Source organism: Veillonella orientalis, from assembly GCF_018406505.1.
In the GTDB taxonomy this organism is placed as follows: domain Bacteria; phylum Bacillota; class Negativicutes; order Veillonellales; family Veillonellaceae; genus Veillonella; species Veillonella nakazawae.
This window is the reverse complement of record NZ_AP022322.1, coordinates 126,632-151,656: the sequence shown is the minus strand read 5'-3', so window position 1 is coordinate 151,656 and position 25,025 is coordinate 126,632. Positions and strand designations below refer to the sequence as shown.

The following is a 25,025-nucleotide window of genomic DNA, read 5'->3' as shown; positions in this document are numbered from 1 at the left end:
GATGTACATTATGAGTTAAAGACATAACCAAAAAGCATTCTCCGTTACTTAGAGAATGCTTTTATCGTTTTATTTTGATAGTAATTATCTATTGTCTTACTACGACTCCTGATTCATGAAGGGCCTTTTTAATATCTTTTATAGTTAAAACTTTGTTATGTAACAACGCCCCTACAAGAGCTTCAGTTACATTCGTCTTTGTAAATAAATCCACAAAATGCTGTATATTTCCAGCACCACCAAAGACTGTTACAGGTACATCCACAACCTCTGCTAAAGCTTGATATAATTCAATATCAAAGCCAAGCCCCATGCCATACCTATCGATACTCGTTACCAATAACTCACCTGCATCATGGCCTACCGCTTCTTCTGCACATTTTACAGGATCGCCGGCATCTACCATATCACGGAATTGAACGCCATTCTGAACACGACCATTTGCCACACTGAGGCAAGGGATAATACATTTCGCTAACATAGAGTTACCCTCTTATTTTTTCGCCGCTACACAGGCTTCCGTAATATTGCCAAATGCACGCAATAGATTTAGACCTACCACACCACTTTTTTCAGGATGGAATTGCATCCCATATACTCTACCACGCTCAACAACACCTGGTACATCGATACCATAGTTTGCAGTAGATGTAATAAACTCAGGGGCAGTATCTACATAATAGGAATGAACGAAATAGGTATATTGATCGTCTACATTGCTGAAAGCACTATCTGGATGGTGTACTGTATTTTTGTTCCACCCCATGTGAGGCACGCTAAGACCAAGGTCGCGAGGAATTTCTTTTACCGTTCCTGGAATGAGACCTAAACCTGGAGTGGGTCCATATTCTTCGGACTCTTCAAATAGTAGTTGCATACCCAAGCAAATACCTAATAGCGGTATTTCTCGTTTTACCACTTCCTGAATGACATCGACGAGGCCTCGATCCTTGAGAACGGCTACAGCCGATGCATAGGCACCTACACCTGGTAAGAGAACACCATCAGCATTTAATATGACATTCGGATCTGCTGTTAGCACTGCATCTAGTCCGATATAGGCCAACGCTTTCTGGACATTAAATGTATTACCCGCATCATAATCTATAATAGCAATCATAATACGCTCCTTTCAACAGCCTTAATTAGTATATCTGATGTATCCTATACAGATTAATTCATGAATTCTTTTAATATACCGCGCATAACAGCTCCATCTTGAGCCATAGGAATGGTAAGTCTCAACCAACCATCCCGTTGTCCCCGGCGCACTTGATATCCTTCTTTTAGCCAAGCATCAGCTAAGCCTTCCGCATCAGGTACAGTAAAGAAAATAAAGTTCGCTTCACTCTTATAGTAGTGAATGTTTAATTCATCAAATAGACTCTCCCATTTTGCCCGTTCCTCTGCATTTTGAGAAACTGTTCTTCTTAGGAATGCTTGATCCTCAAAAGCAGCTTCTGCAGCCACTTGGGACAAGGTATTGAGATTATACGGCAAGCGGATAGTTTGCATGTAATTAGCCAACTCTACAGGTGTCATCATATAGCCTACGCGATAATTAGCAAGGCCATATGCCTTGGAGAAGGTACGCATGATAGCTACATTAGGGAACTCATCTAAAAGCGCTCGTGCTGTAGGAACTGCTACAGCGGTAACAAAATCAATATATGCCTCATCGATGATGACCAATGTTTCCTTAGGTACAGCAGCTACGAATTTACGAATATCTTCAACAGACTCATAGGTTCCTGTTGGATTGTTAGGATTACAAATCCACACGAGGCGTGTTGTTTCATCCACTGCTTTCACAAGGGCAGAGAAATCATAATGACCTGTTTCAAAATCGGCCTCAACCTCGCGAATTTCAGCACCTTCCACAAGGCCATTTAATGCATACTCGGAGAAAGCAGGTACGCTTACCACGATGGAGTCGCCAGCGCTTATCAATGTTTTATTGACCATAGCGATGACCTCATCGAGGCCTACACCAATAACAAGTTGTTCTGGTTGTACCTTCCAATACTCTGCTAATTTTAGGCGCAAATCAGTGGCATTCCCATCAGGATAATAGTTAGCATCATTATATGTTACATAGCTAAGGATAGCTTCACGCACCAATGGAGAGGTCCCATATGGGTTTTCGTTGGCAGACAAACGCACCAAGCGCTCCACACCGAGGCGTTCCTTCACCGCTGCAGCCGGTTCCTCAGGTATATAAGGTTTCAATGTGCGAATTATCTCTTTCATAAGCTATCCTTTCTAACTATTTTCTTAACTCATATGAACCTATGTAAGCTCACAATACGGTGTTCATTATAAATTCGTAATTTCTGGGCGATCTGTAGTCTTGCTCACTACCCCTTCACGGCTCGCAAGCTCTGTCTCGATGGCTTCGTAAGGAATATTTTTCTCTGCTAGTAATACTAGCAAGTGATACAACACATCTGCGGTTTCGTAAATCAATTCTTGAGGGTCTTCGTTCTTTGCAGCGATGACAACTTCAGTAGCCTCTTCGCCTACCTTTTTCAAGATTTTATCGAGCCCTTTATCAAATAAGTAATTCGTATAAGAACCTTCCTTAGGTTGAGCCTTGCGGTTCTTAATAATTTCGTATAATTCGTTCAATGTTTGCTGTGCCATATCTAACTCCGTTATATCTCTTATATTTATATTCTCTTTTGTCTATCCTATTATGCCGATTCCATTGACTGCCATTATTGTTCTCTTATGGACCGCTATGACTCTACATCATTAAAGAAACAGCTTGTACGCCCCGTGTGACATGCAGGGCCTTCCGGTTTCACTTGAATGAGCAAGGTATCGCCATCGCAATCGAGGGCCATACTCACCACATGTTGCACATTGCCGCTCGTACCGCCCTTGTGCCATAGCTCCTGACGAGAACGAGACCAAAACCACGTTTCCTTTGTCTCTAGTGTTTTGTGAAAGCTTTCTTCGTTCATCCACGCCACCATGAGGATATCTTTTGTATCTGCATCTTGCACAACCGTTGGCAATAAGCCATTTCCCTTTTCAAAATCCGGTTTCATATTGTAATCCTTTAATACAAGTAATCTTTTCAAAATTCAATATTTTATTTAGTACCTTTAACATACGGTAGGTATTCAATCTCTTTACCGTAGTGTAATTATTTCAGCTATAGTTATAGAACATTCTTTATCGTACAGTAATTCCTCGAGCTCGTAATTCATTTTTAAGATCAGGAATTTTAATTTCTCCAAAGTGGAAGATAGATGCCGCCAGTGCACCAGTAACGCCGGTTTGTTCAAAGAGGTCTATAAAATCTTGAACCTTGCCGGCACCGCCTGATGCGATGATAGGTACATCTACAACGGCTTCAATGTCCTTATATAGTTCAATATCAAAGCCAGATTTAGTACCGTCCTTGTCCATGCTCGTTACGAGCAATTCACCTGCGCCACGAGACACGGCTTCCTTCGCCCAATCGAGAGCTTTCCATTCAGTGCGCTTACGTCCACCATGCGTGTACGCATACCATTCGCCAGTTTCTTCGTCTGTTTTTACGTCGATAGCCACTACCATACATTGGTTACCAAACTTTTGAGCTCCTTCGGTGATGAGTTCAGGATTTGCAAGAGCTGCCGAGTTCAAAGACACCTTATCGGCACCAGCTTTCAGCAAGGCCGTCATATCCTCAACGGTCTTGATACCACCACCAACAGTGAGTGGCATAAAAACCTGAGAAGAAATCTCTTGCACCACGTCGCGCATGGTGGTCCGTGCATCAACGGTAGCCGTAATATCTAAGAATACTAATTCATCAGCCTGTTGCTGTTCATAGGAGGCCGCAATATCTACGGGGCTACCTACATCTATGAGGTTAACAAAGTTAACCCCTTTTTTAACGCGCCCATCATCCACATCTAGGCACGGAATAATCCGTTTCGCTAACATAAATCTCCTCTCCATTGAGTATTACTCAATATATTTCCGTCCATCATGCTATACAATATAGTATAAAGCAAACACAATACTGTCGTATCTATAATTATCGTTGGTTATACTCAGCGATTTCCTCTAATGTAATCGTTCCTTCATATAGCGCTTTACCGACGATACTATCCATGACGCCTTTTGCTTCAAGGGATTTAATATCTTCTAAATTACGAACACCACCAGAAGCGACGATGCGAGCTGTAGGGAATGTTTTTTGCAAATCACCGAGCAAGTCTTCGTTAGCCCCCTGCATGGTACCGTCCCGGTCCACATCGGTAACGATAAAGTACTTTGCTCCGCCTTCAATCATGGCACCGATTAAATCGGTCATAGGCACATCGGATTGATCGAGCCAACCTTCAGCAGCGACCTTTCCATTTTTACCGTCTACACCGATAACGATGCGCTCTGCACCATATTCAGCGATAACCTGTTTCGTAAGCTCAGGATTTTTAAGGGCTACAGAACCTAAGATAACTCTGTCTACGCCTAAACCTAAATAGAGGTCAACAGCCACTTTATCGCGGATGCCACCACCGATTTCAAGGATGCCTGTGAAAGCCTGACGCACTGCTTTTACAATGTCTACGTTAACAGGCTTACCCGCCTTAGCACCATCTAAATCGACGAGGTGGAGTGCGCCTACCTTGGCATCTTCATATTGTTTTGCTTGGTCCACTGGATCAGGATTGATAACCGTTTCCTGCGCGAAGTCACCTTTATAGAGGCGAACGCTGCGACCATCTTGTAAATCTATAGCTGGAAAAATCATAGGTTCTCCTTTATTAAATGACTATATTAAATAACGCCCTTTGTAGAATTTACCCCTTGAATATCTGGGTTAATAGTAACAGCCTTGCGCAACGCACGGCCTGTAGCCTTAAACATGCTTTCAATAATGTGGTGCGTATTGCGACCATATAAATTACGAACATGTAAATTCATAGCTCCGCTCATGGCTAACGCTTGGAAGAAATCCTCCACTAGCTCTGTTTCAAAGTTGCCCCCAAGAACTGGAGTGCTCCATTCGCCTTGGAACACGAGGTATGGACGGCCGCTCAAGTCGATTACAACTTGTGTTAGTGCTTCATCCATAGGAACCCATGCATCGCCGTAACGCTCGATGCATGCCTTATCGCCAAGGGCTTTCACCAAAGCTTGACCTAACGCCAAACCGATATCTTCAACCGTATGGTGAGCGTCCACATATGTATCGCCCTTTGCCTCAACTACAAGGCCAAATCGTCCATGTTTCGCCAGCAGCGTCAACATGTGGTCAAAAAATCCAATCCCTGTGGAGATGGAGCTCGTTTGCGCCCCATCAAGGGTAAGTTCTACTGTAATATCTGTTTCTTGCGTGGTGCGTTGCACCGTACCTGTGCGTATCATAACGACCTCTATACTCCAAATCTATTGTTACAATCTATATTTCTAATTGCTATTTCAATCTATGTTTAAATCAGTATTTAAATATAGACTCCAAATATATAATCTAATCTATTTATATACACTATTTTTCAAAGCGTACTTCGATGGCGCGAGCATGTGCTTCAAGGCCTTCTGTACGAGCTAATGTAGTAATGTGTGTTGCCACTTCTTCTAACCGTTCTTTTGTAAATTGTGTAAAGGATGTACGTTTCACGAAATCATATACACCAAGCGGAGAGGAGAAGCGTGCTGTACCACTTGTTGGCAACACGTGATTTGTACCGCCTACGTAGTCGCCCAATGGCTCAGATGCATAGGCACCAAGGAATACAGAACCTGCATTTTGAACGAGGCTCATATAGTTCATTGGATCTGGTAATTGGATTTCTAAATGCTCTGGCGCCACTTCATTCATAACCGTAAACATGTCTTCAACGCTGTCCATAACGGCAATATAACTGTTATTTTCAATAGCTGGACGAGCGATGCTTTCACGAGGCAACAATTTCAATTGACGTTCTACCTCATCGGATACAGCATTTGCTAGGCTTTCACTAGTAGTAACCATAATAGCTCGCGCCCGAGGATCATGTTCCGCTTGGGACAAAAGATCTGCTGCAAGGTGTACTGGATTAGCACTATCATCAGCGATAACGCCGATTTCACTAGGGCCAGCAATCATGTCGATATCAACTTGGCCGAACACTTGGCGCTTTGCTGTAGCAACGTAAATATTACCAGGGCCTACGATTTTATCCACCTTTGGAATACCTTCAGTACCATATGCAAGGGCCGCCACGCCTTGAGCACCACCTACTTGGTATACCGCATCAACGCCAGCAAGCTTGGCAGCACCCAAAACAGCAGGATTGATGCCGTCCTTTTGAGGAGGTGTGACCATAACGATTTCTTTAACGCCTGCAATTTTAGCTGGTAACGCAGTCATGATAATAGTAGAAGGATATGCTGCTGTACCACCAGGAACGTAAAGGCCAACGCGAGCCAATGGAATCACCTTTTGACCGCGGATGATGCCCGGTGTATCCATGTCCACAAAGCCTTGCTCGATTTCACGACTGTGAAACTCTGTAATATTAGCCTTTGCTTTTAATAATGCGGCCTTTAAATCATCAGATAAGGACTCATAAGCGGCATCGATTTCCTCTTGAGGCACCTTGAAGTCTTCGATAGATACACCATCGAATTTTTCAGAGTATGCCTTTAAGGCCGCATCACCATTAGTGCGAACATCAGCAATGATATCGTACACGCGGCGTTCAATTTCCATATCTGTAGTTTGTTGTGTATAATCTCGTACGATACTGAGCATCGTATCTAATGATTCCTTATAAATTTTCATCAAATGTCCTTCTTCCTATATGCTATTCGCACTATTAGTTCTATCTCTTATTTATTAATGGCTTCTGAAAGCTGATCTATAAGTTTAAAAATGGTATTTCTCTTTTGTTTTAGTGCTAATGGATTAGCTACTAAGCGGGTAGAAATCTTTTGTAGCCAGTCAAAGATTTCTAAGTTGTTTTCACGCAATGTTGTGCCCGTTTCTGTAATATCTACGATAGCATCCGCGAGACCTACGAGAGGTGCTAACTCAACGGAACCTTCAATTTTGATGATTTCTACATCTTGCGCTCCAAAGTACTGTTTCGTAATGGTTGGATATTTCGTACCAATTCGTTGACGGCGCCCTTCTTTAGGGTTATAGCCAGCCAAAGAGGCCAATATAAATTGGCATTTGCCCGTTTGTAGATCAAGCATTTCATAGCTCGTATCATCTTGCTCATCTAGTACATCACTACCAACAATGCCGAGGTCTACTACACCATTTTTCAAGTATGTTGTTACATCAGGCCCTTTAGCGAGGATAACCTCAATGGCATCGCCCAATGGAATGATGAGCTTACGCGCCTTGTTGCGCAACGGCTCACAATCGATACCACAAGCTTCTAAGAGAGGAATAAAATCCTTCTCTACACGACCCTTTGTAAGAGCGATACGCAATTTGCCATTATCTTGATTGTTGCTTTCACCATTCAAGGTCACATCTGTCAACACATCAATATTAAAAGCCATCCCAACGGCCGGCATCGGTGTACCATCAAAGCTAGATAACAAGCCATCATAACGACCGCCGCTGACGATGTATTGGGACACACCATCCACATAACCTCTGAAGGTGAGGCCTGTGTAATAAGATTGAAGCGGTTCTGTAGACACGTCGATACGAACCTGTTGGCCTGTTTGAGCCACTTGGTTAGCCATATCGATGAGATTATCTAATATACGTTGCGCCGCTGCTGGCAAGATGATTTGGTTGAGCTCATCCTTAATATCTCGGACCGTCCCAAACAAGCGAGGCCATACAGTTAAGAATGGATATAACGCACTATTTTTAAAGTCAGAAATCAACTCGTTGTAGCGTGGTAAATATTTAGTAAACAAAGCGTCTAATAGCTCTGTTCTTTCCTCATCACTAAGGCCTAACGCATCGGTGATAGCACGAGAGAAACGAGCGTCCCCAATCTCAAGCAATAAGTTATTACCAAGCTGGGTTTCGTTTACCTCTTTGATGATGGCAAAGCACTCTTGCTCTGCTTCAATACCTTCATAGCCAACCATCTCGATGCCGCCTTGTGTTACTTGGTTCACATCGCCGCGGTGCTTTTTATTTTTCATAAACACATCGCCTAAGTAGTAGAACGTGCGAGGCAATTCAATATTAGTGGTGGCCAAGAAACGCCCAATCGGCATGGTCAAATCAGGACGAATTACGACGGACGCGTCCGAACTATCCATGAACTCGTACATATGCTGACCGCGGCCCATTGCATAGCCATTGAATACATCCTTGTACTCTACAAGAGGCGTAGAGATCTTAGTGTACTGGCGGCTACGACATAAACCGAGCACATATTGGCTCACATCATCCTTGCGCTCGGCTACGACCCCTATATCATCACGGAACCCCGTAGGTAATTGCTGCTGTTCCATCGTAAACATCCTTTCTATCATTTGATCTATATCATTTCTCATGTTTTTGAATGCTATATGTCATCTGTATTAACCACTTAAGTTATATGACGGTTTAAGTCATCTAGCTATTCAGTTTGTTATGAGAAAAAATTTACCTATATCGATACTTTTCTATTTTATCGCTTTACTTTGTTAAAGTATGAAATTATAATATAACGGTTCTATAGAATTGTCAATAGAACCGTTAGTATTACTCAAATTTAATTATGGGTCATTATAGGTAATAAACCTAGTTGTTCAAGTATTTATACCGTTTATTTTATCATATTAACACAGTTTAAAGTATAGCATAAAGAATTTCCCTGTTAATAAAGTGTAGTTTTCCTTATTAATAACTAAAGGGGCACCTCCTTCGAGATGCCCCTTTGCTATGGTTTCTTAAAGAATTCCATATCATTAGTCTAATATAGTAAAACAATATATATTTTCTATTTAAAAAAGGACTTTTCTAAACGCATAAGTAAATACGATAATCCCCCATAATGCAGAAAACGCTGCAATAAGGCCCTCTTTAAAATATATACTATCTCTTTTTTGACAAAATCCCGTGAGTATTGTAAAAAAGAAGAAAATCAACCAAATACTGCCATAATCTACTATAAATTTATAATCTTTATCCATTAAAAATTTAAGATTTAATACCACTAAACTTATAATAGAGATTATAGATAAATACTTTGTTAGGCTACCAAAAATTCTATGTTTTTTCATATATTCATATTTTTCATCAAATGAACATTTACGGATCTCAATTTTATATAACCCTATAGATAATGATATAGATATAAAAACAAAAAAATATCCTAATATTCCAAGTTTACTCATTTTCTCCCCGTTTTCCAGAGTTTTAAGGATTAATTTTGACTTTGTAACGATAGATATATAGACCTATCAACTTCATCTAAGTCTTCAATCTTATACTTCGTTTTACTTGCATCAAAATGATAATATTTCTTTACATGATCTAATAAAGCTTTGGACTCTTGATTTTGTTTGGAGAAGAATAGAATACAATTCATATTATTATCAAAGACAATCATATTATCCTTACATAATAAGTATAGATACGAGCTGCCAGCCTTATCTTTCTCTACAAAGGCATCAAAGAAATAAGGAAATTTAGAGTTAGAGAAACTAGTATCAGATACAATAAATTGGCTACCCAATTTGCTAATATAAATTTCATTCTTAGGCCCAAACTCTAAAACTACACTACGGCCAACCAGCTCATCTGATGATGGTTCATGATAAAACATAAAAGCTATAAAAGCTGTTATTAAAGTTATGAGAATAATAATCCCAAGAAAAAACTTTCTCATCAATCTAGCCCCAAATTTTTTCTATATCAGCTATGCTATGTGCATCAGAGCCTAGTACGAATGGCACCCCAATGATAGCAGCCATGCCTTGAATAAAGCGGCTTGGATACATTTCACGGCAGTCTGGTTTAAAGAAGCCACTCATGTTGTAGTCTAGTTCGCGCCCTTGTACGCGCATAATATGTAAGATATCGCTTACCACCTGCGCATTGCGGCGATCCAAGTGACGCTCAAAGCCAAAGTGGTGTTGGTATTTCTTGATTAAATCAAAGTGACCAATTCGTTTTGGCGTATATTCACCGAGGTCAGCACGTACGGCTTGGCGCACTGTGGAGTAATATTTGTAATACAACTCATATTGCTTTTCAATCCACGGACCAAAGCCCTTTTCAAATTCTTCAGGGCTATAGTCTAAGCAGTAAAAGGCATTATTAACGCCTTCCATAAAGTGAACGGATAAGATATTATCATCCGTCAACGGACCATAACGGTCGAGGAACTCTTGAATATCCGTCTCAAAGCCTGGAATGTAATCCACTTCAAAGCCAAGGGAGATGTCGATATGCGTGCCATAAGCACGTTGCAATTGACGGCCTAATTCTAGATAGGAATCTACTTGATTCAATTTCAAAGACGCCGTGTTATAAGCCTTTTTGTCGCCACCGTATTCAGCAGCAAAGCCCGCAGGCAATGGTGCATGCTCAGTGAGGCACACCTTTTCAATGCGCAACTCGATGGCCTTTTCAATCATCAACGCTGTGCGATCGCCACTACCATGGGGACACAATTCTGTATGTACATGACCGTCCACAAGTCGGCTGCGATACTTGCTATAGCCAACGAACTGTCGTTCATCTTTCATGTTCATTCAATCACCCTATTCGCCCTAACCCGTAACGAACCCTTATCTATCATCTGTACTTTATTAATATATCTAATTAATATTTCCATTTATATATCGTTTATTATATATGTATTATTATCTACGTTTTATTATACCAATAATGCGTATGTTTCGGTATCCTGATATTTACCATGTTTAAAACCAACTTGAGGTGTTAGACCACAATAGGTAAATCCAAAGCGCTCATGCAATGCCGTACTCGCTGCATTTCCTGCAGTAATAACAGACACTACCGTATGTAATGTGTCCGTTTCTTTGGCATGTTCTAATATATGGGCCATCAATTTAGACGCCACGCCTTTGCCGCGATATCCTTGATGAATGTAGATAGATAATTCGACGGTACTTTTGAAAGCATCCTTTGTTCTATATGGTGAAAGCGATGCATAGCCTACCACAACATCGTCCATAATCCCTACAAAAATGCAGTGCTCCGCTGTCTGATGCGCCGCAAACCACTCCTGCCATTCTGGCAACGTACGGGGTTCAAGATCAAGGGTGGCTACACCATTTATGACCTCGTAATTATAAATATCTAAACAAGATGCTACATCATCCTGTGTAATTGGGCGTATTAATAATTCACTCATAAGAATTCCTCAAAAAGTTGGTATCTCTATATAAATTAACCACTTATATCTATTATAAAATGATATAATAAAATCACCTCCAGAAGAAAGGAGGTGTTATATTGGAGGCGTTATTTTGTACGCTTTGGGGTACCTTGCTTGCCCCTCTTATTGTATCCTTAGTTGTAACTACCTATAGCTATTGGTTACAAAATAAGAGTAAAAAATAAGCAAGAAAAAGGACGAGCGGCAACTCGTCCTTTTTTGTTATATTGTAGGTAATCTTGTACGCTTTACTACCTATCTGTAGTATAACATAAATAGATTTTTTTACAAGATATATTCTTGATTAATCAGAGGTTAAGCTACAATAGCAAACAAAGCAATTGTTACTACTACCAGTACTGAAATGACACCGTAATCAATTGTTTTCAAGCCTACAGACGCTGCAAAGCTATGTGTAGGTCCACCGAAGCCGCGTAGTTCTAGGGACAACGCCATTGTTTCGGAGCGGCCCAAGGATTTTAAGAGCAATGGTTGGATTACGGATGCGTAAGATTTCATGCGTTTAATGAAGTTTCCTTCTAAGGATAAACCACGGCACGCTTGCGCCTCTTGTACAGCATGGCTTTCAGCAATGAAATCAGGCACAAAGCGAAGTGCTGCCGTGAACATAAATGCATATTCATAAGGAATTTTGCATTGTGTTACGAGCGCTGCTGTAAGGTCTTGCAATTTTGTAGTTGCCAATAGACAGATAAACACAAGCGTCATAGCAAGCATACGCAAGCCGGATACGATGGCAGATGTTATATCGCCACTGCCGAGGAATTGAATGATGCCAAGGAATACGGCAAAACTAGTCAATGCCGCTACGGCCTTACGTTGTTTGATCAATAAACCTGCAACAAATAACACGACAAGTTCTACAACGACTAAGGCCAATAGAGATACCCAGTCGCGTAATAGAATGGCCCACACGGATACAGCGAGGGTCATCAAGATTTTTGTTAACGGTACTAAACGTTCCATATGTCCCTCCTATTTTCTGCCCAACTGAGCCACTAACTTAGATTTCAATTCATCCATGGATTTGCAATAGCCTAGGGATGGTACCGCTAGTGAAAGTTCCACACTTGGCGGTTTTGTGAGGCCTAGGTCTTGCAATTCATCCGTAGATTTCTTGAACAGTTCTTCTGGACTGCCATCAAAGGCAACGGTTTGGTTACCCATGATGAGTGCACGGCTACATTCGCTAGCCATGATTTCCATATCATGTGTAATGAGAAGGATCGTAATGCCTTCTTGATTAAGTTGACGCAATAGTGCTAACAACTCTTTAGTTTCCTTACCATCTTGACCACTTGTTGGTTCGTCGAGGATAAGGATTTTAGATTGCATTGCTAGTGCAGAAGCAATAGCAACACGTTGCTTTTCGCCGCGGCGCAATGTTGGAGGATAGGCTTCACGTAAGTGAGCGATACCTGTACGCTCCAACACTTCATCAACGATGCGTTTCACTTCGGATTTACTGCGACCTAGTGATTCAGGACCAAAAGCAACCTCTGTGGCTACTGTTGGTCTAAACATTTGGCGATCTGGTTGTTGGAATACATAACCAATAAATTGACCACGTTTAGATGGCGGCATAGATGTAATATCCGTACCATTATAGTACATGCGGCCTTCGCTCGCCTTTTCAAGACCTACAAGCAAACGAGTGATAGTCGTTTTACCACAACCATTGCGACCACCGATGGCAATATATTCGTCGCCTTCGATGGTGAAAGTCACATCACGGAAGATGTCTACAGATGGCACATAGCCAAAGCGGATATTTTCAACCTTAAGCATGAGCGCCACCGTCCTTTCCTTGTACATCATCAACGCGTTGAATAGGTTTTCTATCTTCTACTACAGTAGTATTTGTTTGGTTATTGGTAGAGTTGCTTTCACCATGCACCTCAGTTTGAATAGCATGAGCCATTTCAATTTGGTGCAAGCCCTTGATAGCAGACTCGATGCTGAGCCAAGGCTCATCGCTGTGGAAGCCCGCTTGCTCAAGTTCCATATACGTAGTGAACACGGATGGCAACGCATCTACGTGAATATTGTGTTCGTACATGTAACAAAGCGTAGTTGGTACATCGTCATCGCACGCAATAGAGCCATCCACCATGAGAGCCATGCGATTTGCATACGGCAATACAGCGTGCAAATCATGATCGATAACAACAACGGTAATACCATGTTTCTTGTTCAAATCACCTACGAGGCGATATAATTCGGCAGTCCCATCTGGGTCGAGGGAGCTCGTTGGTTCATCAAGAACAAGAACAGTTGGGTTCGTAGCTAATACGGAAGCAATCGCCAAACGTTGGCGTTGACCACCGGATAGACTAGTAATCTTGCGGTCTTCTAAGCCGACAAGACCAACTTGTGCAAACACCTCTTCAGAACGAGCTTTAATGGTTTCACGGTCATAACCGCGATTTTCCATAGCAAAGGCCACTTCTTCACGAACTGTCATCGTTACGAGTTGTGTATCGTAATCAGCGAGAACCACACCGATGTGATTAGCCAATTCAGGAATTTCCATTTGCGTAGTCGCTTTACCATCTACGAACACCATGCCTTCAAGGCGGCCGCCGTAGAATTTAGGTACAGCCCCTACCATAGCCATGCAAAGAGTACTTTTACCACAACCAGCAGGACCTGTCACAACGAGGAAGTCCCCATCATGTACGTCGAGATTGATGTTTTCAAGAGATGGTGTAGTCGCCTTTGGATGGTAATAATTTACGTGTTCAATGGAAATCTTAGCTTGGCTCTCAGGCAAGATCGTCATATGACTATGGTCAGATGTCAATTGATCTGTACTTGGCAACATTCCGCGTTTGGAGAATAGACGTTGCGCAGGAATGTACAAGATTGGCGTAATAGCACCGTTCAAAGCGCCTACGATAAGAACCATCGGCCACATACCATACATATATACATTGTCTGGTAGGCCCAATACTTTCCACAAAATGGTAACAAAGATACCGCCAGATACAACAGTCGCTAAGAAGCCAGATAGGATTGGCGTCAAATCAAAACCACCGATTTTGCGGAACTTCACGGACAACATAGCGCGCGTCACGAGAGCTGCCGTCAAAGCACCGCCTGGTTCAGACAACAAGTTGCCGTAAGGGAATGCTGACTTAGATGTCAAAACATTGATGAGGGCCGCTACAAGGCCAATCCCCAACGTTTGACTTAAACTTGGACGAGTCAATAAAATAGCTACGCAGTATGTAGCAATCGTCCAGTTCGGCGTTACCCCAGCCACACTAGGGCTCACCAAATGCAATATCGTGCCCAATGCGAGCATCAATGTGCTGACAGTGACCCATCTAAACTGGCCACCCTGCACATGCGTGTACACAAGATCTTGAATCCGTTCCATAATAGCCTCTTTTCTAAAAATGAATATATAATCTATATTTTATCACTCTTCGAGGACTTTTGCACGCATGAGGGTTAAGAATAGCATATTGACTGTTATAAACTTACTTCAGATCTTTTAATCTTTCAGTGAGAAACGTTTCTACACATTCCTCAAAGCTTAGATCCATGCGTTCCGCAAGGATTGCTAACCACCACACACATTCGCCGATTTTAGATGGTAACAATTCTTTGTCTGCACTAGGCCAACGACCTTGATTATCCATAGTCAATCGACCCACTAAGCCCGCATCAGTTAAGAATGCCAACGCATCTTCTTCTACGGACCAAACAGAACCATGTATCTCTTTTTCTAGTTCAAAATATTTATTTCTTATTTCTTTTGAAAGTAAGTTTACTTCTTTTAAATCCATGACGTCCTCCTAGAAAGATTTCTTAAATACATAAGTCTTACATAACAATATATATTTTAGCAATTAATATCTCTATTTTATTATATCAGTCACATAGCTCCTTTCATCAGGAAAATACAAATGCCTCTCACATTTTAGTCATATACTTGTGATATAATGCCTATAAATACTTATGCCTAGGACATAGGAGGTCTATATGTACAAATATATTACAATTTTAGGGGCCGCTGGCCAAATTGCACAAAAGTTGACTGCTACATTATTAACATATACAGATATGCACCTTACATTATATGGTCGCCAATTATCTACTCGTTTGCATCCAGAAATCTTAGAACATGAGCGCGTTACTGTCATCGAGGGTTCTTTCCAAAACCCTGCTAAATTAGAACAAGCTGTAACAAATTCAGAAATCGTATTTGTAGGTGCTATGGAGTCTGGCAGTGATATGGCATCCATTGTGAAAGCATTGAGCCGCAAAAATGTACGCCGCGTTATCGGTCTTTCCATGGCTGGTCTCTCTGGTGAATTCCCAGCAGCACTTGAAAAATGGACCTTCGACAACTTACCGATTAGCTATGTACAAGGCGAACGCCAAGCACGCAATGTGTTGCGCGAATCCAATTTAAACTACACAATCTTGCGCCTCACATGGCTCTACAATGATCCAGAAAACACAAATTATGAACTCATCCCTGAAGGCGTTCAATTTAACGATGCCCAAGTTACACGGGAAGCTGTAGTAAAAGCCATCTTCGACATCTTGCATGTAGATGATGAAACACCATTTCACCGCGCAAGCATTGGTATTGGCGAACCAGGCACACACTACGACAAACCAAGCTTTCATTAATATATAACTATATTAACAATAAAGGCCTAAAGACTATGAATATAGGTAAAAGCTACAGTAATACAATAAATATTAATGATACTACAACTAGCATTCTACAAGCTAAGATAGATATATTATCTGCTATTGTAGAAGGCCAAAATGATATTATCCAAGGGCGTACTCTATCTCTAGAGAAATCCTTTGATAGCATAGATAAAATGTTAGAAAAAATATAAATAGTATAGTCTATTAATTTTTAATATAAGGTATATCCAAAATCAAAAGAGTACATTTTTACTCATATAACACAGATTTTGAATATACCTTTTCTTATACCCATATTTTATAGTTATTTATATAGATAAAGTTCTGTATTTAGGCTATACTAATAAATGATTAAGTTATACTAATATGTGAAAGTAAACGCCTATGCGGTTATCGATTACATTTATATACACTTTGCTGTATAAATCACCGTAATTTTTGTGTATAAAAATTAACGATATCCATTTTTGGTCCCACTTAGGGCTGAGGCTGATTAAGGAGTTATTATGAATCGCATTGTTGTTATAGGCAGTTGCAACATGGATATTGTAGTCCTAGCGGACAAACGCCCTACTGCAGGTGAAACAATCATGGGCAACGAATTGCACATCGCACATGGCGGCAAAGGTGCCAACCAAGCGGTAGCTGCTGCTCGTCTCGGTGCAGAGGTGACTATGGTTGGTTGTATCGGCGAAGATGCATACGGCCAAATGATTATGGATAACCTAAAGGAAAATCATATCAATACAGACTACATCGTTACCGTTCCAGATACTACAACTGGTACAGCCCACATTACATTGGCCGAAGGGGATAACAGCATTATCGTTATTGCAGGTGCTAATGCTAAGGTGGATCAATCTGTAGTAGATAATGCTTGGTCTGCTATCGAGCAAGCAGATCTCGTAATGGTACAAAATGAAATTCCTATTCCAACCATCGAATATATCGTTCGTCGTTGTCACGAAGCTAATGTGAAAGTCCTCTTAAATCCAGCTCCAGCAGCTGACCTCAATCCTGAATGGTTAGAATTGGCTACGTACATCACACCAAATGAACATGAATTATCTGCTCTCTACCCTAACCAATCCACAGAGAAAACATTATTGGCAAACGAAAACAAAATCATCGTTACTCTTGGCAGTAAGGGTGTAGGCTACGCCGACAACGGTGAAATCCACACCGTATCTGGCTTCAAGATTGAACCAGTAGATACAACAGGCGCAGGCGATACCTTCAACGGGGCCTTTGCAACAGCTATCGTTAATGGTAAAAGCTTAGCCGATGCGTTGCACTACGGTAATGCAGCTGCGGCCCTCTCCATCCAACGCTTGGGCGCCCAAGGTGGCATGCCTACGAAGGACGAGGTCGCTGCATTCTTGGCAAAGAGTTAGCATATTGAATAGAAAAAGGAGTTATCCATGCAACGACACGGCATTTTAAATAGTCATATCGCTAAGGTGCTTGCCGATTTAGGTCACACAGATACGATTTGTATCTCCGACTGCGGATTGCCAGTACCTGAAGGGGTTCAAAAGATTGATTTAGCCTTAGATTTTGGTGTACCAAGCTTCGAGCAAGTAGTATCCATCATCGCTAAGCATATGAAATCCGAAGCGGTTCATGTGGCAACAGAAATTAAGGAATATAATCCTGAAGCTTATGACTTCTTGGAGTCTACCTTCCCATCCAATCAATATGAATGGATTGAAACGAGCCATGAAGCTTTCAAAGAAGCAACAAAACAATGCAAATGCATTATTAGAACTGGTGAAGCATCTCCGTATGCAAACATTATCTTGCGCGCCGATTGTATTTTCAGCGATCGTCCGTAGAGCAATAGATTAACCGACTAGTTTTATAAGCATCCAAACCTGTAAATTAGGCAGTTCGGCTTGCAAAAATCAACTATCAAATCTATTACATACATTAGAGATACTTTCACCAATCATATAGGAGTAGTTATGGAAATTGTTATGTCAGGCATTGCGAAGGCATTTGGTACAAACCAGGTACTGCGCGATGTAAGTATTACCCTCAAGGAAGGCAAGGTTCACGCCTTGATGGGCGAAAATGGGGCCGGCAAGTCCACCCTCATGAATATCCTTACGGGTATTCACAAGGCAGACGCTGGTACTATCACCATCGACGGCGTAGAGCGCACCTTCCCGAACCCGAGAGAGGCCGAGCTAAACGGTGTGGCGTTCATCCACCAAGAGCTCAACATTTGGCCAAATCTAACATTGTTAGAAAATCTATATTTAATGCGACCGAAGCGCAATAAATTTGGTATGCTCGATAAAAAAGCGATGCTCACTGAGGCAGAAAATACATGCCGCGAACTAGGCATCGAATTGCCCCTCACAACTGAGGCGGGCCTGTGCTCCGTCGGTCACCAACAGATGACAGAAATCCTTCGTATCTTGATGTTAGATACCAAGGTTGTCATCATGGACGAACCGACAGCAGCCCTCACAGAGCGTGAAACGGCGACATTGTTCAAAATGATGCGTAAAATGAAAGCCCGTGGCGTGGCTATCGTATATATCTCTCACCGTATGGAAGAGGTATTTAGTGAATGCGATACCATCACGGTTATGCGTGATGGTCACACCATCATTACAAAACCAACAGCTGAGATTTCTGTAGACGAAGTGGTACGCCACATGGTAGGTCGTTCTATTGACGAGTTCTACCCTGCTCGTACTACTACACCAGGCGAAGTTGTGATGAGCGTCGATAACCTTAAACCAGAAGGTTTCGACAACGAAATCTCCTTCTCCTTGCGCAAAGGCGAAATCCTCGGCGTAGCAGGCCTCATGGGCGCGGGCCGTACAGAAATCATGCGTGCTATCTTTGGTGTAGATAAACACAATGGCGGTACCGTAACAGTTAACGGCTCCATTCTGAACTGTAAAAAACCAGAAGATGCCATCAAAGCTGGCATTGCTTTCATCACAGAAAATAGAAAGAGCGAGGGCTTGATCCTCGATTTTTCCATCGGTTCCAATATTACATTGCCGAACCTTAGCGAAATTTGTCCATCTCATGTACTGGATAAGGGCAAGCTCAATTCCTTTGCTGACGAATTGTCTAAAAAACTAGGCGTTAAAACACAATCTATTCACGAACCGGCATCGTCCCTATCTGGTGGCAACCAACAAAAGGTGGTTATCGCGAAATGGGTTGGTAAAAAGCCATCCATTATCATCATGGACGAACCGACGCGAGGTATCGATATCGGCGCAAAACGTGATATTTATGATTTAATGAACGAATTAACGAACGATGGTGTGTCCATTATCATGGTGTCCTCTGAGTTACCAGAAGTGCTCGGCATGAGCGACCGCGTTATGGTCATTCATGAAGGTCGCGTAGCAGGTATCTTGGATCGCAGCGATGCAACACCAGAATCGATTATGACATTAGCCACAGGAGGACAATAATGGACAGCAAAGCTCTACAATATGTAAAAAAATTAGGCCCCCTCATCGGCCTCATCCTATTATTTATCATTATCTCTGTCATGAACGACAGTTTCCTTGAATTCTCTAACTTGCGTAACTTATTGCGCCAAGTATCCATCAATGCAATCATCGCCTTTGGTATGACCTTCGTCATCTTAACGGGCGGTATTGACTTATCCGTCGGTTCCATCCTTGCCCTCTCTAGTGCAGTGATGGCCAACCTCATCGTAACTGGTACTGACCCTGTATTGGCTATCGTATTAGCAGCCGGTGCAGGCCTTGTATTGGGCGGTATTAACGGTCTCGTTATTACCTATGGCCGCGTAGCTCCATTTATCGCTACCTTGGCGACCATGACAATCTATCGTGGTGCGACACTAGTATTCACAGACGGTAACCCTATCTCCGGTCTTACACAAGACCCTCTATTCCACGGCTTTGGCCAAGGGGATATTGCAGGCCTTCCAGTTCCAGCCATCACAATGTTCCTTGCTTTCATCATCCTTTGGTTCGTATTGAGCCGCACATCCTTAGGCCGTAAAACATACGCCGTAGGTGGCAGTGAAAAGGTAAGTTACATTGCTGGTATCAAGATTGACCGCGTTAAAATCTTCGTGTATGCCTTGACTGGTATGCTCTGTGGTATCGCTGGTGCAATCATCACTTCTCGTCTTAACTCTGCACAACCTACAGCAGGTGCAGGCTACGAACTTGACGCTATCGCAGCCGTAGTTCTTGGCGGTACAAGCCTTGCTGGTGGTCGTGGTCATATCGTTGGCACATTAATTGGTGCCCTAATTATCGGTACCCTCAACAACGGGTTAAATATTCTCGACGTTTCCAGTTTCTATCAACAAGTTGTAAAAGGTATTGTTATTTTACTGGCTGTTCTTGCAGACCGTAAGAAAGCCTAGGAGGTTCCTATGAAAAAACTATTGTTACTGTTGGCGATGGCCGTTATGGTTATCGGTCTTGTAGCAGGCTGTGGTAAAAGCGCTGATAACGGCGGCGACAAAAAATCTGGCACTATCGGCTTCTCTGTTTCCACATTGAACAACCCATTCTTCGTAACTATGAAGGAAGGCGTTGAGGCTCAAGCTAAAGCGCTTGGTCTTAAAGTTAAAATCGTTGATGCTCAAAACGATCCTGCAAAACAAGCAAACGATATTTCCGACTTGCTTGAAAGCGGCGTTTCCGTGTTGATCATCAACCCTGTAGACTCTGCAGCTATCTCTACTTCTGTAGAAGCAGCAAATGCTAAAAACATTCCTGTAATCACTGTTGACCGTTCTGCTGACAAAGGTAAAGTAGTAGCTCACATCGCTTCCGATAACGTAAAAGGCGGCGAAATGGCTGCACAACTTATCGTTGATAAAGTAGGCAAAGCTGCGAAAGTAGCTGAAATCGAAGGTATCCCTGGTGCTTCCGCAACTCGTGAACGCGGCCAAGGTTTCCATAACGTAGCTGACAAAGACTTAACAGTAGTAGCAAAACAAAGTGCTGACTTCGACCGTACAAAAGGTTTGAACGTAGCAACAAATATCTTGCAAGCTAACCCTGATGTACAAGCTATCTTCGCTCATAACGACGAAATGGCATTGGGCGCTATCCAAGCAGCTAAATCCGCAGGCAAAACAATCTTCATCGTAGGCTTCGACGGTACTGCTGACGCAGACAAAGCTGTTAAAGACGGCACATTGGCTGCAACAATTGCTCAACAACCAGACCAAATGGGTAAAATCGCTATTGATACAGCTCAAAAAGTTATCAAAGGCGAAGCTGTAGAAGCTAAAATCCCTGTAGATCTTAAAGTTGTTACAAAATAATTGTATATAGAAACTGGGTACAGAAAAAGAGTCGCATCTTAAAGACGCGACTCTTTTTATTTCGGCTCTCGTTCCAGAAATTCTTTGAAAAATTCAATGAATTTTGGCAAATATGTTTGATCTAAACTTTCAATTGTCATATTACATTTGTAATTGTAAGTAGTACAAATAGTAACATCTATCGTCAAAGCACCCTTTTGATCTAACGAGAATGTGAGGGTATCCCCTTCTCCAGTTAATACATAAGTGAAGGTTGCTGTCCCTTTACAAGTCTCATACAAATCTACTAATTCTTTATAGCCAGTACGAATGCCAGACCAGTCACTAGGGTCAATGTACCCAGCACAGATATTGTAGCCCTGTTTAATATATACGCCAAACACACCAAATTGAGATAACTCCGTATCCATATCAAAAACAATGGTTAAATTTGGTTCATTTACAATTTCATACATCCTATTCACACTCCACAAATAGTAACATTTTCATTTATTATAACATTACATGCATTAACAAAGTAGTAACTATAGGTAAAAAAAGCCCGAGCTATATCTTTTCTAGATATAACTCGAGCTTTATTTAGATTATGTGTTACGTAAATGTTATACGCTATGTAAACATGAGCTGTTATATAACTATTATGTATCATATAACTATTATGTGTTATGCAAACAACATATATTAGAACATGAAGTTTACATCTGTACGCCAGTAATCACCTAATTTATTACCGTCCATATCTTTATTACCAAAGCCATAGTAAGCGCCGATAGATACATTTTGGAATGGTACGTAGTTTACATTAGCTACAAAGCCTTTGAAGCCATTACGTACATGGCCGACACCTTTATTATCTACATAGTGTTGATTGTAGAAGCTATAAGCAGGTGCAAAGGCACTACTGAAGATTGGAGAATTTGCTTCTTCATAGTAGTATTGACCGCGAACGCTATAAGTATGAGCTTTCTTAATGTCATAGTTACCATAACCAAGGCTAGCCATCCACGCATGAGAATCAGATACGCCTGGTGCTGTAAGCCATTCACCGAAGACGTTCCAACGTTTAAAGTTCATGTTTGCGTTGAGGCCCCAAATGTTTTTGTATGGAGAATCAATAAAGGATTTAACTTGTTTACCAGTAAGTGCATCCACATCTTGGCCTTGGTACAATTTACCATTATGGAAGCGACCATACATACCGCCAAGGGTAACATGTTTATTGAGTTTACCCTTAACTTCAACCATAGCGGCAGTAATAGTATTGTCTTTAGTTTGGTATGTAGGAGCGCCGCCCAACCAGTAACCATAACTAGCGGACACATCAAGCTTGCCATGTTTGTACATGAGGCGGGCACCATCAACGAGATCATCATACATGAGGCCTAAACCTGGTGTATATAATTGACGACCTACGCGCAATGTTGTGTCTTTACCAAAATGATGATCTGCATAGGCAAGATTAATTTTACCTTGTGTAGCATTGCTATTGCCGAATTCGCTAGAACCTTGAATACGTACAACAGCATCAGTTTTATCGTTAACTTTAGCATTAAAGATAACACGGGCACGATAATCAAAGGAGGAATGTTTACCATACGCATAGGTATCATTTTTCAACTCGCTGCCGCGGTAACGCAAACGGTAATTACCAGTCACCTTCACATTCCCTACTTGATTTTCTAATTTTGCTACTCGTACACCTAATGTGTTGAGTTCATTTCCAAATTCGTCGGCCAATCGATTAATCATCGCTTGTTGTTCCGCATTAGCTTTATCTTGGTTAGCCATCGCTTTAGCCACCATTTGAGCCATTTCGTAACGCGTAATAGGATTGCTGCCTTTGAAAGTTCCATCAGGGTATCCATTAATAATACCTGCATTTGCTAATTGCTCAACAGATTGATACGCCCAACTAGAAGCATCTACATCGGAAAATGGATTAGCTGCATACACACTTACAGAACCCAATACCATACAGGAAACTAAACTTGCTACCAACTTTTTATTCATTAAAAAGACCTTCTCTCATATAGATATCACATTTATTCATGCGGTGTTGTATAGTTAATATCTTGTGCCTTGTAACTTTCACCATGAGCTAATACGTGAACGATGGTTTCCAATGTGGCACGTACAGTTTCAACAGCCATACTTGGTTGATTTGGTTTATCCACCACTTGAGATGGCAAGTACGGAATATGCATGAAGCCCGCTTTGATATTGCCCTTTTGTGCCGCATAATGACATACACCATACATCAAGTGATTGCATACAAAGGTACCCGCTGTATTAGAAACCTTTGCAGGGATGCCATTTTGGTGCAATGCATTGACAATATTTTTAATTGGTAATGTCGCAAAGTATGCACTAGGGCCATCAGCTACAACAGGTTCATCTTCAGGTTGGTTGCCTCCATTGTCTGGAATACGGAAGTCATCGCAGTTAATAGCAACACGTTCCACTGTAATATCTGGGCGCCCCCCTGCTTGACCTACACATAGAATAAAGTCTGGTTCGCATTGTTCAGCCGCTGCTTTCACAGTATCAACAGATTTGTAACGTACAGTAGGAACCATTTGAGTCACTACCTTATAATCACCATCGGTATAGCCATCCATTGTTTTTACCGCTTCCCAAGCTGGGTTAATAGGTTCACCGCCAAATGGATCAAAACCGGTAATCAAAATTGTTTTCATCACACTACCTCATAACGATATCTTATGGTGCATTAGAATAATCAAACATGACACGTAACCTTAAAAGGATATATCATATAGTTTCATAAGAATATCGTACTTTCACAAAATGAGTTAAATAAAGTAATACATCAATAAGATGTTTAATACGAGCATAATCAATGCAATTGGAAGTTGAGCTTTAATAACGCCATATTGGTCGCGCATTTCAAGGAGCGCTACCGGTACGATGTTAAAGTTTGCCGCCATAGGTGTCATCAAAGTACCGCAATAGCCAGCAAGCATTGCGATAGCACCAACAGCAGCTGGGTTTGCACCATGAGCTACAACGAGCATTGGAACACCGATAGCACTTGTAATCATCGCAAAGGCTGCAAAAGCGTTACCCATGATCATTGTGAAGATGACCATACCGATGCAGTATGCTACAACTATGAGGAATACATTATCTGCAGGCACCACACTAGCTACAGCACTGGAGATAATTTTACCAACGCCAGCTAAATTAAATAAATAGCCTAGAGCCGCTAATAATTGGGATAAGATAGCAGTCCAACCGATAGCATCGATAAGACGACGACCTTCATGGAAGCCTTGATTAAATGAACCCTTAGTGATGTAAAGAGCAGCACCCATAGCAATGATGGCCGCAATACCAATGCCTACAAGAGCCCCTAATTTAGTAAAGAAGCCAATGATGAATGTGATGATACCAACAAGTAAAGCCGGTACGAAAATAACATTACCAATACGGACTGCTTCGTCTTTTTTGAATTCAATAGGAGATTCAAAGTAATGACCTTTGCCGAGTTGTTTTACCAAGACGATAGCAGCCATGGCGATAACGAGCCAGCCATTGATTTCCTTTGATAGATAAGAACCAAAGATAAAGGACACACTGTACAAGAGCCAGAATAAACCTGTACCGATACGATATTTATGTTCTTTATCTAAAAATGATTGAATGGCAAAGATAAATAAGATGATCCCTACGAGAAGATATACATAATCTAAGGGCTGCATTTTATAGATAAGTTCTAACAT

The 25,025-nt window shown here is 41.6% G+C and carries 29 protein-coding genes; 7 read left to right on the top strand and 22 right to left on the bottom strand.

Going from position 1 to position 25,025, the window contains the following annotated elements; translation table 11 throughout:
- Positions 1-88 precede the first annotated feature (88 nt).
- The 18 genes from VEIS1202513_RS00610 to VEIS1202513_RS00525 form a co-directional block, all read right to left on the bottom strand.
- Entirely contained in the window at positions 89-481 is a 393-nt protein-coding gene (locus VEIS1202513_RS00610; RefSeq protein WP_105086366.1) for a HisA/HisF-related TIM barrel protein, read from the bottom strand.
- 12 nt (positions 482-493) lie between these two features.
- The gene (hisH, locus tag VEIS1202513_RS00605; protein WP_213467524.1) at positions 494-1,120 is read right to left on the bottom strand and encodes an imidazole glycerol phosphate synthase subunit HisH; all 627 of its coding nucleotides are present in this window, start codon (positions 1,118-1,120) and stop codon (positions 494-496) included.
- Positions 1,121-1,173: 53 nt separating this feature from the next.
- Positions 1,174-2,250, bottom strand: coding sequence for a histidinol-phosphate transaminase (gene hisC, locus VEIS1202513_RS00600; RefSeq protein ID WP_213467523.1), 1,077 nt, complete (start codon positions 2,248-2,250; stop codon positions 1,174-1,176).
- A 66-nt stretch (positions 2,251-2,316) separates the two neighbouring features.
- Positions 2,317-2,643 (bottom strand): phosphoribosyl-ATP diphosphatase, encoded by a 327-nt coding sequence (gene hisE / locus VEIS1202513_RS00595; protein ID WP_213467522.1) that lies wholly within the window; start codon positions 2,641-2,643, stop codon positions 2,317-2,319.
- Positions 2,644-2,738: 95 nt separating this feature from the next.
- Positions 2,739-3,053, bottom strand: coding sequence for a phosphoribosyl-AMP cyclohydrolase (gene hisI, locus VEIS1202513_RS00590; RefSeq protein WP_213467521.1), 315 nt, complete (start codon positions 3,051-3,053; stop codon positions 2,739-2,741).
- A 127-nt stretch (positions 3,054-3,180) separates the two neighbouring features.
- Positions 3,181-3,939 (bottom strand): imidazole glycerol phosphate synthase subunit HisF, encoded by a 759-nt coding sequence (gene hisF, locus VEIS1202513_RS00585; protein ID WP_213467519.1) that lies wholly within the window; start codon positions 3,937-3,939, stop codon positions 3,181-3,183.
- 94 nt (positions 3,940-4,033) lie between these two features.
- Positions 4,034-4,753, bottom strand: coding sequence for a 1-(5-phosphoribosyl)-5-[(5-phosphoribosylamino)methylideneamino]imidazole-4-carboxamide isomerase (gene hisA, locus VEIS1202513_RS00580; RefSeq protein ID WP_213467518.1), 720 nt, complete (start codon positions 4,751-4,753; stop codon positions 4,034-4,036).
- A gap of 26 nt (positions 4,754-4,779) precedes the next feature.
- Positions 4,780-5,370 (bottom strand): imidazoleglycerol-phosphate dehydratase HisB, encoded by a 591-nt coding sequence (gene hisB / locus VEIS1202513_RS00575; protein ID WP_213467516.1) that lies wholly within the window; start codon positions 5,368-5,370, stop codon positions 4,780-4,782.
- 121 nt (positions 5,371-5,491) lie between these two features.
- Positions 5,492-6,769, bottom strand: coding sequence for a histidinol dehydrogenase (gene hisD / locus VEIS1202513_RS00570; RefSeq protein ID WP_213467514.1), 1,278 nt, complete (start codon positions 6,767-6,769; stop codon positions 5,492-5,494).
- A 47-nt stretch (positions 6,770-6,816) separates the two neighbouring features.
- Positions 6,817-8,418 (bottom strand): ATP phosphoribosyltransferase, encoded by a 1,602-nt coding sequence (hisG, locus tag VEIS1202513_RS00565; RefSeq protein WP_213467513.1) that lies wholly within the window; start codon positions 8,416-8,418, stop codon positions 6,817-6,819.
- A 474-nt stretch (positions 8,419-8,892) separates the two neighbouring features.
- Positions 8,893-9,285 (bottom strand): hypothetical protein, encoded by a 393-nt coding sequence (locus tag VEIS1202513_RS00560; protein ID WP_213467512.1) that lies wholly within the window; start codon positions 9,283-9,285, stop codon positions 8,893-8,895.
- A 29-nt stretch (positions 9,286-9,314) separates the two neighbouring features.
- A complete protein-coding gene (locus tag VEIS1202513_RS00555; RefSeq protein WP_233188355.1) occupies positions 9,315-9,716 on the bottom strand; it encodes a hypothetical protein in 402 nt (133 codons plus the stop codon).
- Between the two features lie 67 nt (positions 9,717-9,783).
- On the bottom strand, positions 9,784-10,647 hold the full coding sequence (hisJ, locus tag VEIS1202513_RS00550) for a histidinol-phosphatase HisJ (protein ID WP_213467511.1): 864 nt from the start codon (positions 10,645-10,647) through the stop codon (positions 9,784-9,786).
- A 125-nt stretch (positions 10,648-10,772) separates the two neighbouring features.
- On the bottom strand, positions 10,773-11,273 hold the full coding sequence (locus VEIS1202513_RS00545; RefSeq protein ID WP_213467510.1) for a GNAT family N-acetyltransferase: 501 nt from the start codon (positions 11,271-11,273) through the stop codon (positions 10,773-10,775).
- A 339-nt stretch (positions 11,274-11,612) separates the two neighbouring features.
- Positions 11,613-12,284: an energy-coupling factor transporter transmembrane component T gene (locus tag VEIS1202513_RS00540; RefSeq protein WP_213467509.1), complete on the bottom strand. Its 672-nt coding sequence runs from the start codon at positions 12,282-12,284 to the stop codon at positions 11,613-11,615.
- A gap of 9 nt (positions 12,285-12,293) precedes the next feature.
- Positions 12,294-13,106: an energy-coupling factor ABC transporter ATP-binding protein gene (locus tag VEIS1202513_RS00535; protein ID WP_213467507.1), complete on the bottom strand. Its 813-nt coding sequence runs from the start codon at positions 13,104-13,106 to the stop codon at positions 12,294-12,296.
- The gene (locus tag VEIS1202513_RS00530; protein WP_213467506.1) at positions 13,099-14,700 is read right to left on the bottom strand and encodes a tryptophan transporter; all 1,602 of its coding nucleotides are present in this window, start codon (positions 14,698-14,700) and stop codon (positions 13,099-13,101) included. Before VEIS1202513_RS00530 ends, VEIS1202513_RS00535 begins: the two co-directional genes overlap by 8 nt.
- A gap of 103 nt (positions 14,701-14,803) precedes the next feature.
- Complete coding sequence (locus VEIS1202513_RS00525; RefSeq protein ID WP_016476084.1) at positions 14,804-15,112, bottom strand: nucleoside triphosphate pyrophosphohydrolase family protein; 309 nt, start codon at positions 15,110-15,112, stop codon at positions 14,804-14,806.
- A 196-nt stretch (positions 15,113-15,308) separates the two neighbouring features.
- On the opposite strand from VEIS1202513_RS00525, the gene VEIS1202513_RS00520 reads away from it, so the two are divergent.
- The 7 genes from VEIS1202513_RS00520 to rbsB all read left to right on the top strand — a co-directional run bounded on the left by VEIS1202513_RS00520 (position 15,309) and on the right by rbsB (position 21,285).
- Positions 15,309-15,965 (top strand): NAD(P)H-binding protein, encoded by a 657-nt coding sequence (locus tag VEIS1202513_RS00520; protein ID WP_213467505.1) that lies wholly within the window; start codon positions 15,309-15,311, stop codon positions 15,963-15,965.
- A 35-nt stretch (positions 15,966-16,000) separates the two neighbouring features.
- A complete protein-coding gene (locus VEIS1202513_RS00515; protein WP_060925011.1) occupies positions 16,001-16,183 on the top strand; it encodes a hypothetical protein in 183 nt (60 codons plus the stop codon).
- A 315-nt stretch (positions 16,184-16,498) separates the two neighbouring features.
- Positions 16,499-17,386 carry a ribokinase gene (rbsK, locus tag VEIS1202513_RS00510; RefSeq protein WP_213467504.1) on the top strand — a complete coding sequence of 296 codons (888 nt, stop codon included), beginning with the start codon at positions 16,499-16,501 and terminating at the stop codon, positions 17,384-17,386.
- A 27-nt stretch (positions 17,387-17,413) separates the two neighbouring features.
- The gene (rbsD, locus tag VEIS1202513_RS00505) at positions 17,414-17,827 is read left to right on the top strand and encodes a D-ribose pyranase (protein WP_213467502.1); all 414 of its coding nucleotides are present in this window, start codon (positions 17,414-17,416) and stop codon (positions 17,825-17,827) included.
- Between the two features lie 129 nt (positions 17,828-17,956).
- Positions 17,957-19,438 (top strand): sugar ABC transporter ATP-binding protein, encoded by a 1,482-nt coding sequence (locus tag VEIS1202513_RS00500; RefSeq protein ID WP_213467501.1) that lies wholly within the window; start codon positions 17,957-17,959, stop codon positions 19,436-19,438.
- A complete protein-coding gene (locus VEIS1202513_RS00495; RefSeq protein ID WP_004697939.1) occupies positions 19,438-20,373 on the top strand; it encodes an ABC transporter permease in 936 nt (311 codons plus the stop codon). Before VEIS1202513_RS00500 ends, VEIS1202513_RS00495 begins: the two co-directional genes overlap by 1 nt.
- A gap of 9 nt (positions 20,374-20,382) precedes the next feature.
- Entirely contained in the window at positions 20,383-21,285 is a 903-nt protein-coding gene (rbsB, locus tag VEIS1202513_RS00490; protein WP_005387469.1) for a ribose ABC transporter substrate-binding protein RbsB, read from the top strand.
- Positions 21,286-21,341: 56 nt separating this feature from the next.
- Here rbsB and VEIS1202513_RS00485 read toward each other — a convergent pair whose 3' ends face one another.
- The 4 genes from VEIS1202513_RS00485 to VEIS1202513_RS00470 form a co-directional block, all read right to left on the bottom strand.
- On the bottom strand, positions 21,342-21,740 hold the full coding sequence (locus tag VEIS1202513_RS00485) for a hypothetical protein (protein ID WP_213467962.1): 399 nt from the start codon (positions 21,738-21,740) through the stop codon (positions 21,342-21,344).
- 226 nt (positions 21,741-21,966) lie between these two features.
- Entirely contained in the window at positions 21,967-23,295 is a 1,329-nt protein-coding gene (locus tag VEIS1202513_RS00480; RefSeq protein WP_213467500.1) for an S-layer homology domain-containing protein, read from the bottom strand.
- A gap of 32 nt (positions 23,296-23,327) precedes the next feature.
- Entirely contained in the window at positions 23,328-23,981 is a 654-nt protein-coding gene (pcp, locus tag VEIS1202513_RS00475; protein ID WP_213467961.1) for a pyroglutamyl-peptidase I, read from the bottom strand.
- A gap of 114 nt (positions 23,982-24,095) precedes the next feature.
- The gene (locus tag VEIS1202513_RS00470) at positions 24,096-25,025 is read right to left on the bottom strand and encodes a DUF979 domain-containing protein (protein WP_178884145.1); all 930 of its coding nucleotides are present in this window, start codon (positions 25,023-25,025) and stop codon (positions 24,096-24,098) included.

Coding starts and splice junctions, on each gene's coding strand:
- VEIS1202513_RS00610 (WP_105086366.1), bottom strand. CDS start 481: ATGTTAGCGAAATGTATTATCCCTTGCCTCAGTGTGGCAAATGGTCGT.
- hisJ (WP_213467511.1), bottom strand. CDS start 10,647: ATGAACATGAAAGATGAACGACAGTTCGTTGGCTATAGCAAGTATCGC.
- VEIS1202513_RS00470 (WP_178884145.1), bottom strand. CDS start 25,025: ATGTTAGAACTTATCTATAAAATGCAGCCCTTAGATTATGTATATCTT.
- pcp (WP_213467961.1), bottom strand. CDS start 23,981: ATGAAAACAATTTTGATTACCGGTTTTGATCCATTTGGCGGTGAACCT.
- rbsB (WP_005387469.1), top strand. CDS start 20,383: ATGAAAAAACTATTGTTACTGTTGGCGATGGCCGTTATGGTTATCGGT.
- VEIS1202513_RS00540 (WP_213467509.1), bottom strand. CDS start 12,284: ATGGAACGTTTAGTACCGTTAACAAAAATCTTGATGACCCTCGCTGTA.
- VEIS1202513_RS00495 (WP_004697939.1), top strand. CDS start 19,438: ATGGACAGCAAAGCTCTACAATATGTAAAAAAATTAGGCCCCCTCATC.
- hisG (WP_213467513.1), bottom strand. CDS start 8,418: ATGGAACAGCAGCAATTACCTACGGGGTTCCGTGATGATATAGGGGTC.
- hisA (WP_213467518.1), bottom strand. CDS start 4,753: ATGATTTTTCCAGCTATAGATTTACAAGATGGTCGCAGCGTTCGCCTC.
- hisH (WP_213467524.1), bottom strand. CDS start 1,120: ATGATTGCTATTATAGATTATGATGCGGGTAATACATTTAATGTCCAG.
- hisE (WP_213467522.1), bottom strand. CDS start 2,643: ATGGCACAGCAAACATTGAACGAATTATACGAAATTATTAAGAACCGC.
- VEIS1202513_RS00480 (WP_213467500.1), bottom strand. CDS start 23,295: ATGAATAAAAAGTTGGTAGCAAGTTTAGTTTCCTGTATGGTATTGGGT.
- VEIS1202513_RS00500 (WP_213467501.1), top strand. CDS start 17,957: ATGGAAATTGTTATGTCAGGCATTGCGAAGGCATTTGGTACAAACCAG.
- VEIS1202513_RS00560 (WP_213467512.1), bottom strand. CDS start 9,285: ATGAGTAAACTTGGAATATTAGGATATTTTTTTGTTTTTATATCTATA.
- hisD (WP_213467514.1), bottom strand. CDS start 6,769: ATGAAAATTTATAAGGAATCATTAGATACGATGCTCAGTATCGTACGA.
- VEIS1202513_RS00520 (WP_213467505.1), top strand. CDS start 15,309: ATGTACAAATATATTACAATTTTAGGGGCCGCTGGCCAAATTGCACAA.
- VEIS1202513_RS00555 (WP_233188355.1), bottom strand. CDS start 9,716: ATGTTTTATCATGAACCATCATCAGATGAGCTGGTTGGCCGTAGTGTA.
- VEIS1202513_RS00485 (WP_213467962.1), bottom strand. CDS start 21,740: ATGTATGAAATTGTAAATGAACCAAATTTAACCATTGTTTTTGATATG.
- VEIS1202513_RS00515 (WP_060925011.1), top strand. CDS start 16,001: ATGAATATAGGTAAAAGCTACAGTAATACAATAAATATTAATGATACT.
- VEIS1202513_RS00535 (WP_213467507.1), bottom strand. CDS start 13,106: ATGCTTAAGGTTGAAAATATCCGCTTTGGCTATGTGCCATCTGTAGAC.
- hisF (WP_213467519.1), bottom strand. CDS start 3,939: ATGTTAGCGAAACGGATTATTCCGTGCCTAGATGTGGATGATGGGCGC.
- rbsK (WP_213467504.1), top strand. CDS start 16,499: ATGAATCGCATTGTTGTTATAGGCAGTTGCAACATGGATATTGTAGTC.
- VEIS1202513_RS00525 (WP_016476084.1), bottom strand. CDS start 15,112: ATGGATTTAAAAGAAGTAAACTTACTTTCAAAAGAAATAAGAAATAAA.
- VEIS1202513_RS00545 (WP_213467510.1), bottom strand. CDS start 11,273: ATGAGTGAATTATTAATACGCCCAATTACACAGGATGATGTAGCATCT.
- VEIS1202513_RS00530 (WP_213467506.1), bottom strand. CDS start 14,700: ATGGAACGGATTCAAGATCTTGTGTACACGCATGTGCAGGGTGGCCAG.
- hisC (WP_213467523.1), bottom strand. CDS start 2,250: ATGAAAGAGATAATTCGCACATTGAAACCTTATATACCTGAGGAACCG.
- rbsD (WP_213467502.1), top strand. CDS start 17,414: ATGCAACGACACGGCATTTTAAATAGTCATATCGCTAAGGTGCTTGCC.
- hisI (WP_213467521.1), bottom strand. CDS start 3,053: ATGAAACCGGATTTTGAAAAGGGAAATGGCTTATTGCCAACGGTTGTG.
- hisB (WP_213467516.1), bottom strand. CDS start 5,370: ATGATACGCACAGGTACGGTGCAACGCACCACGCAAGAAACAGATATT.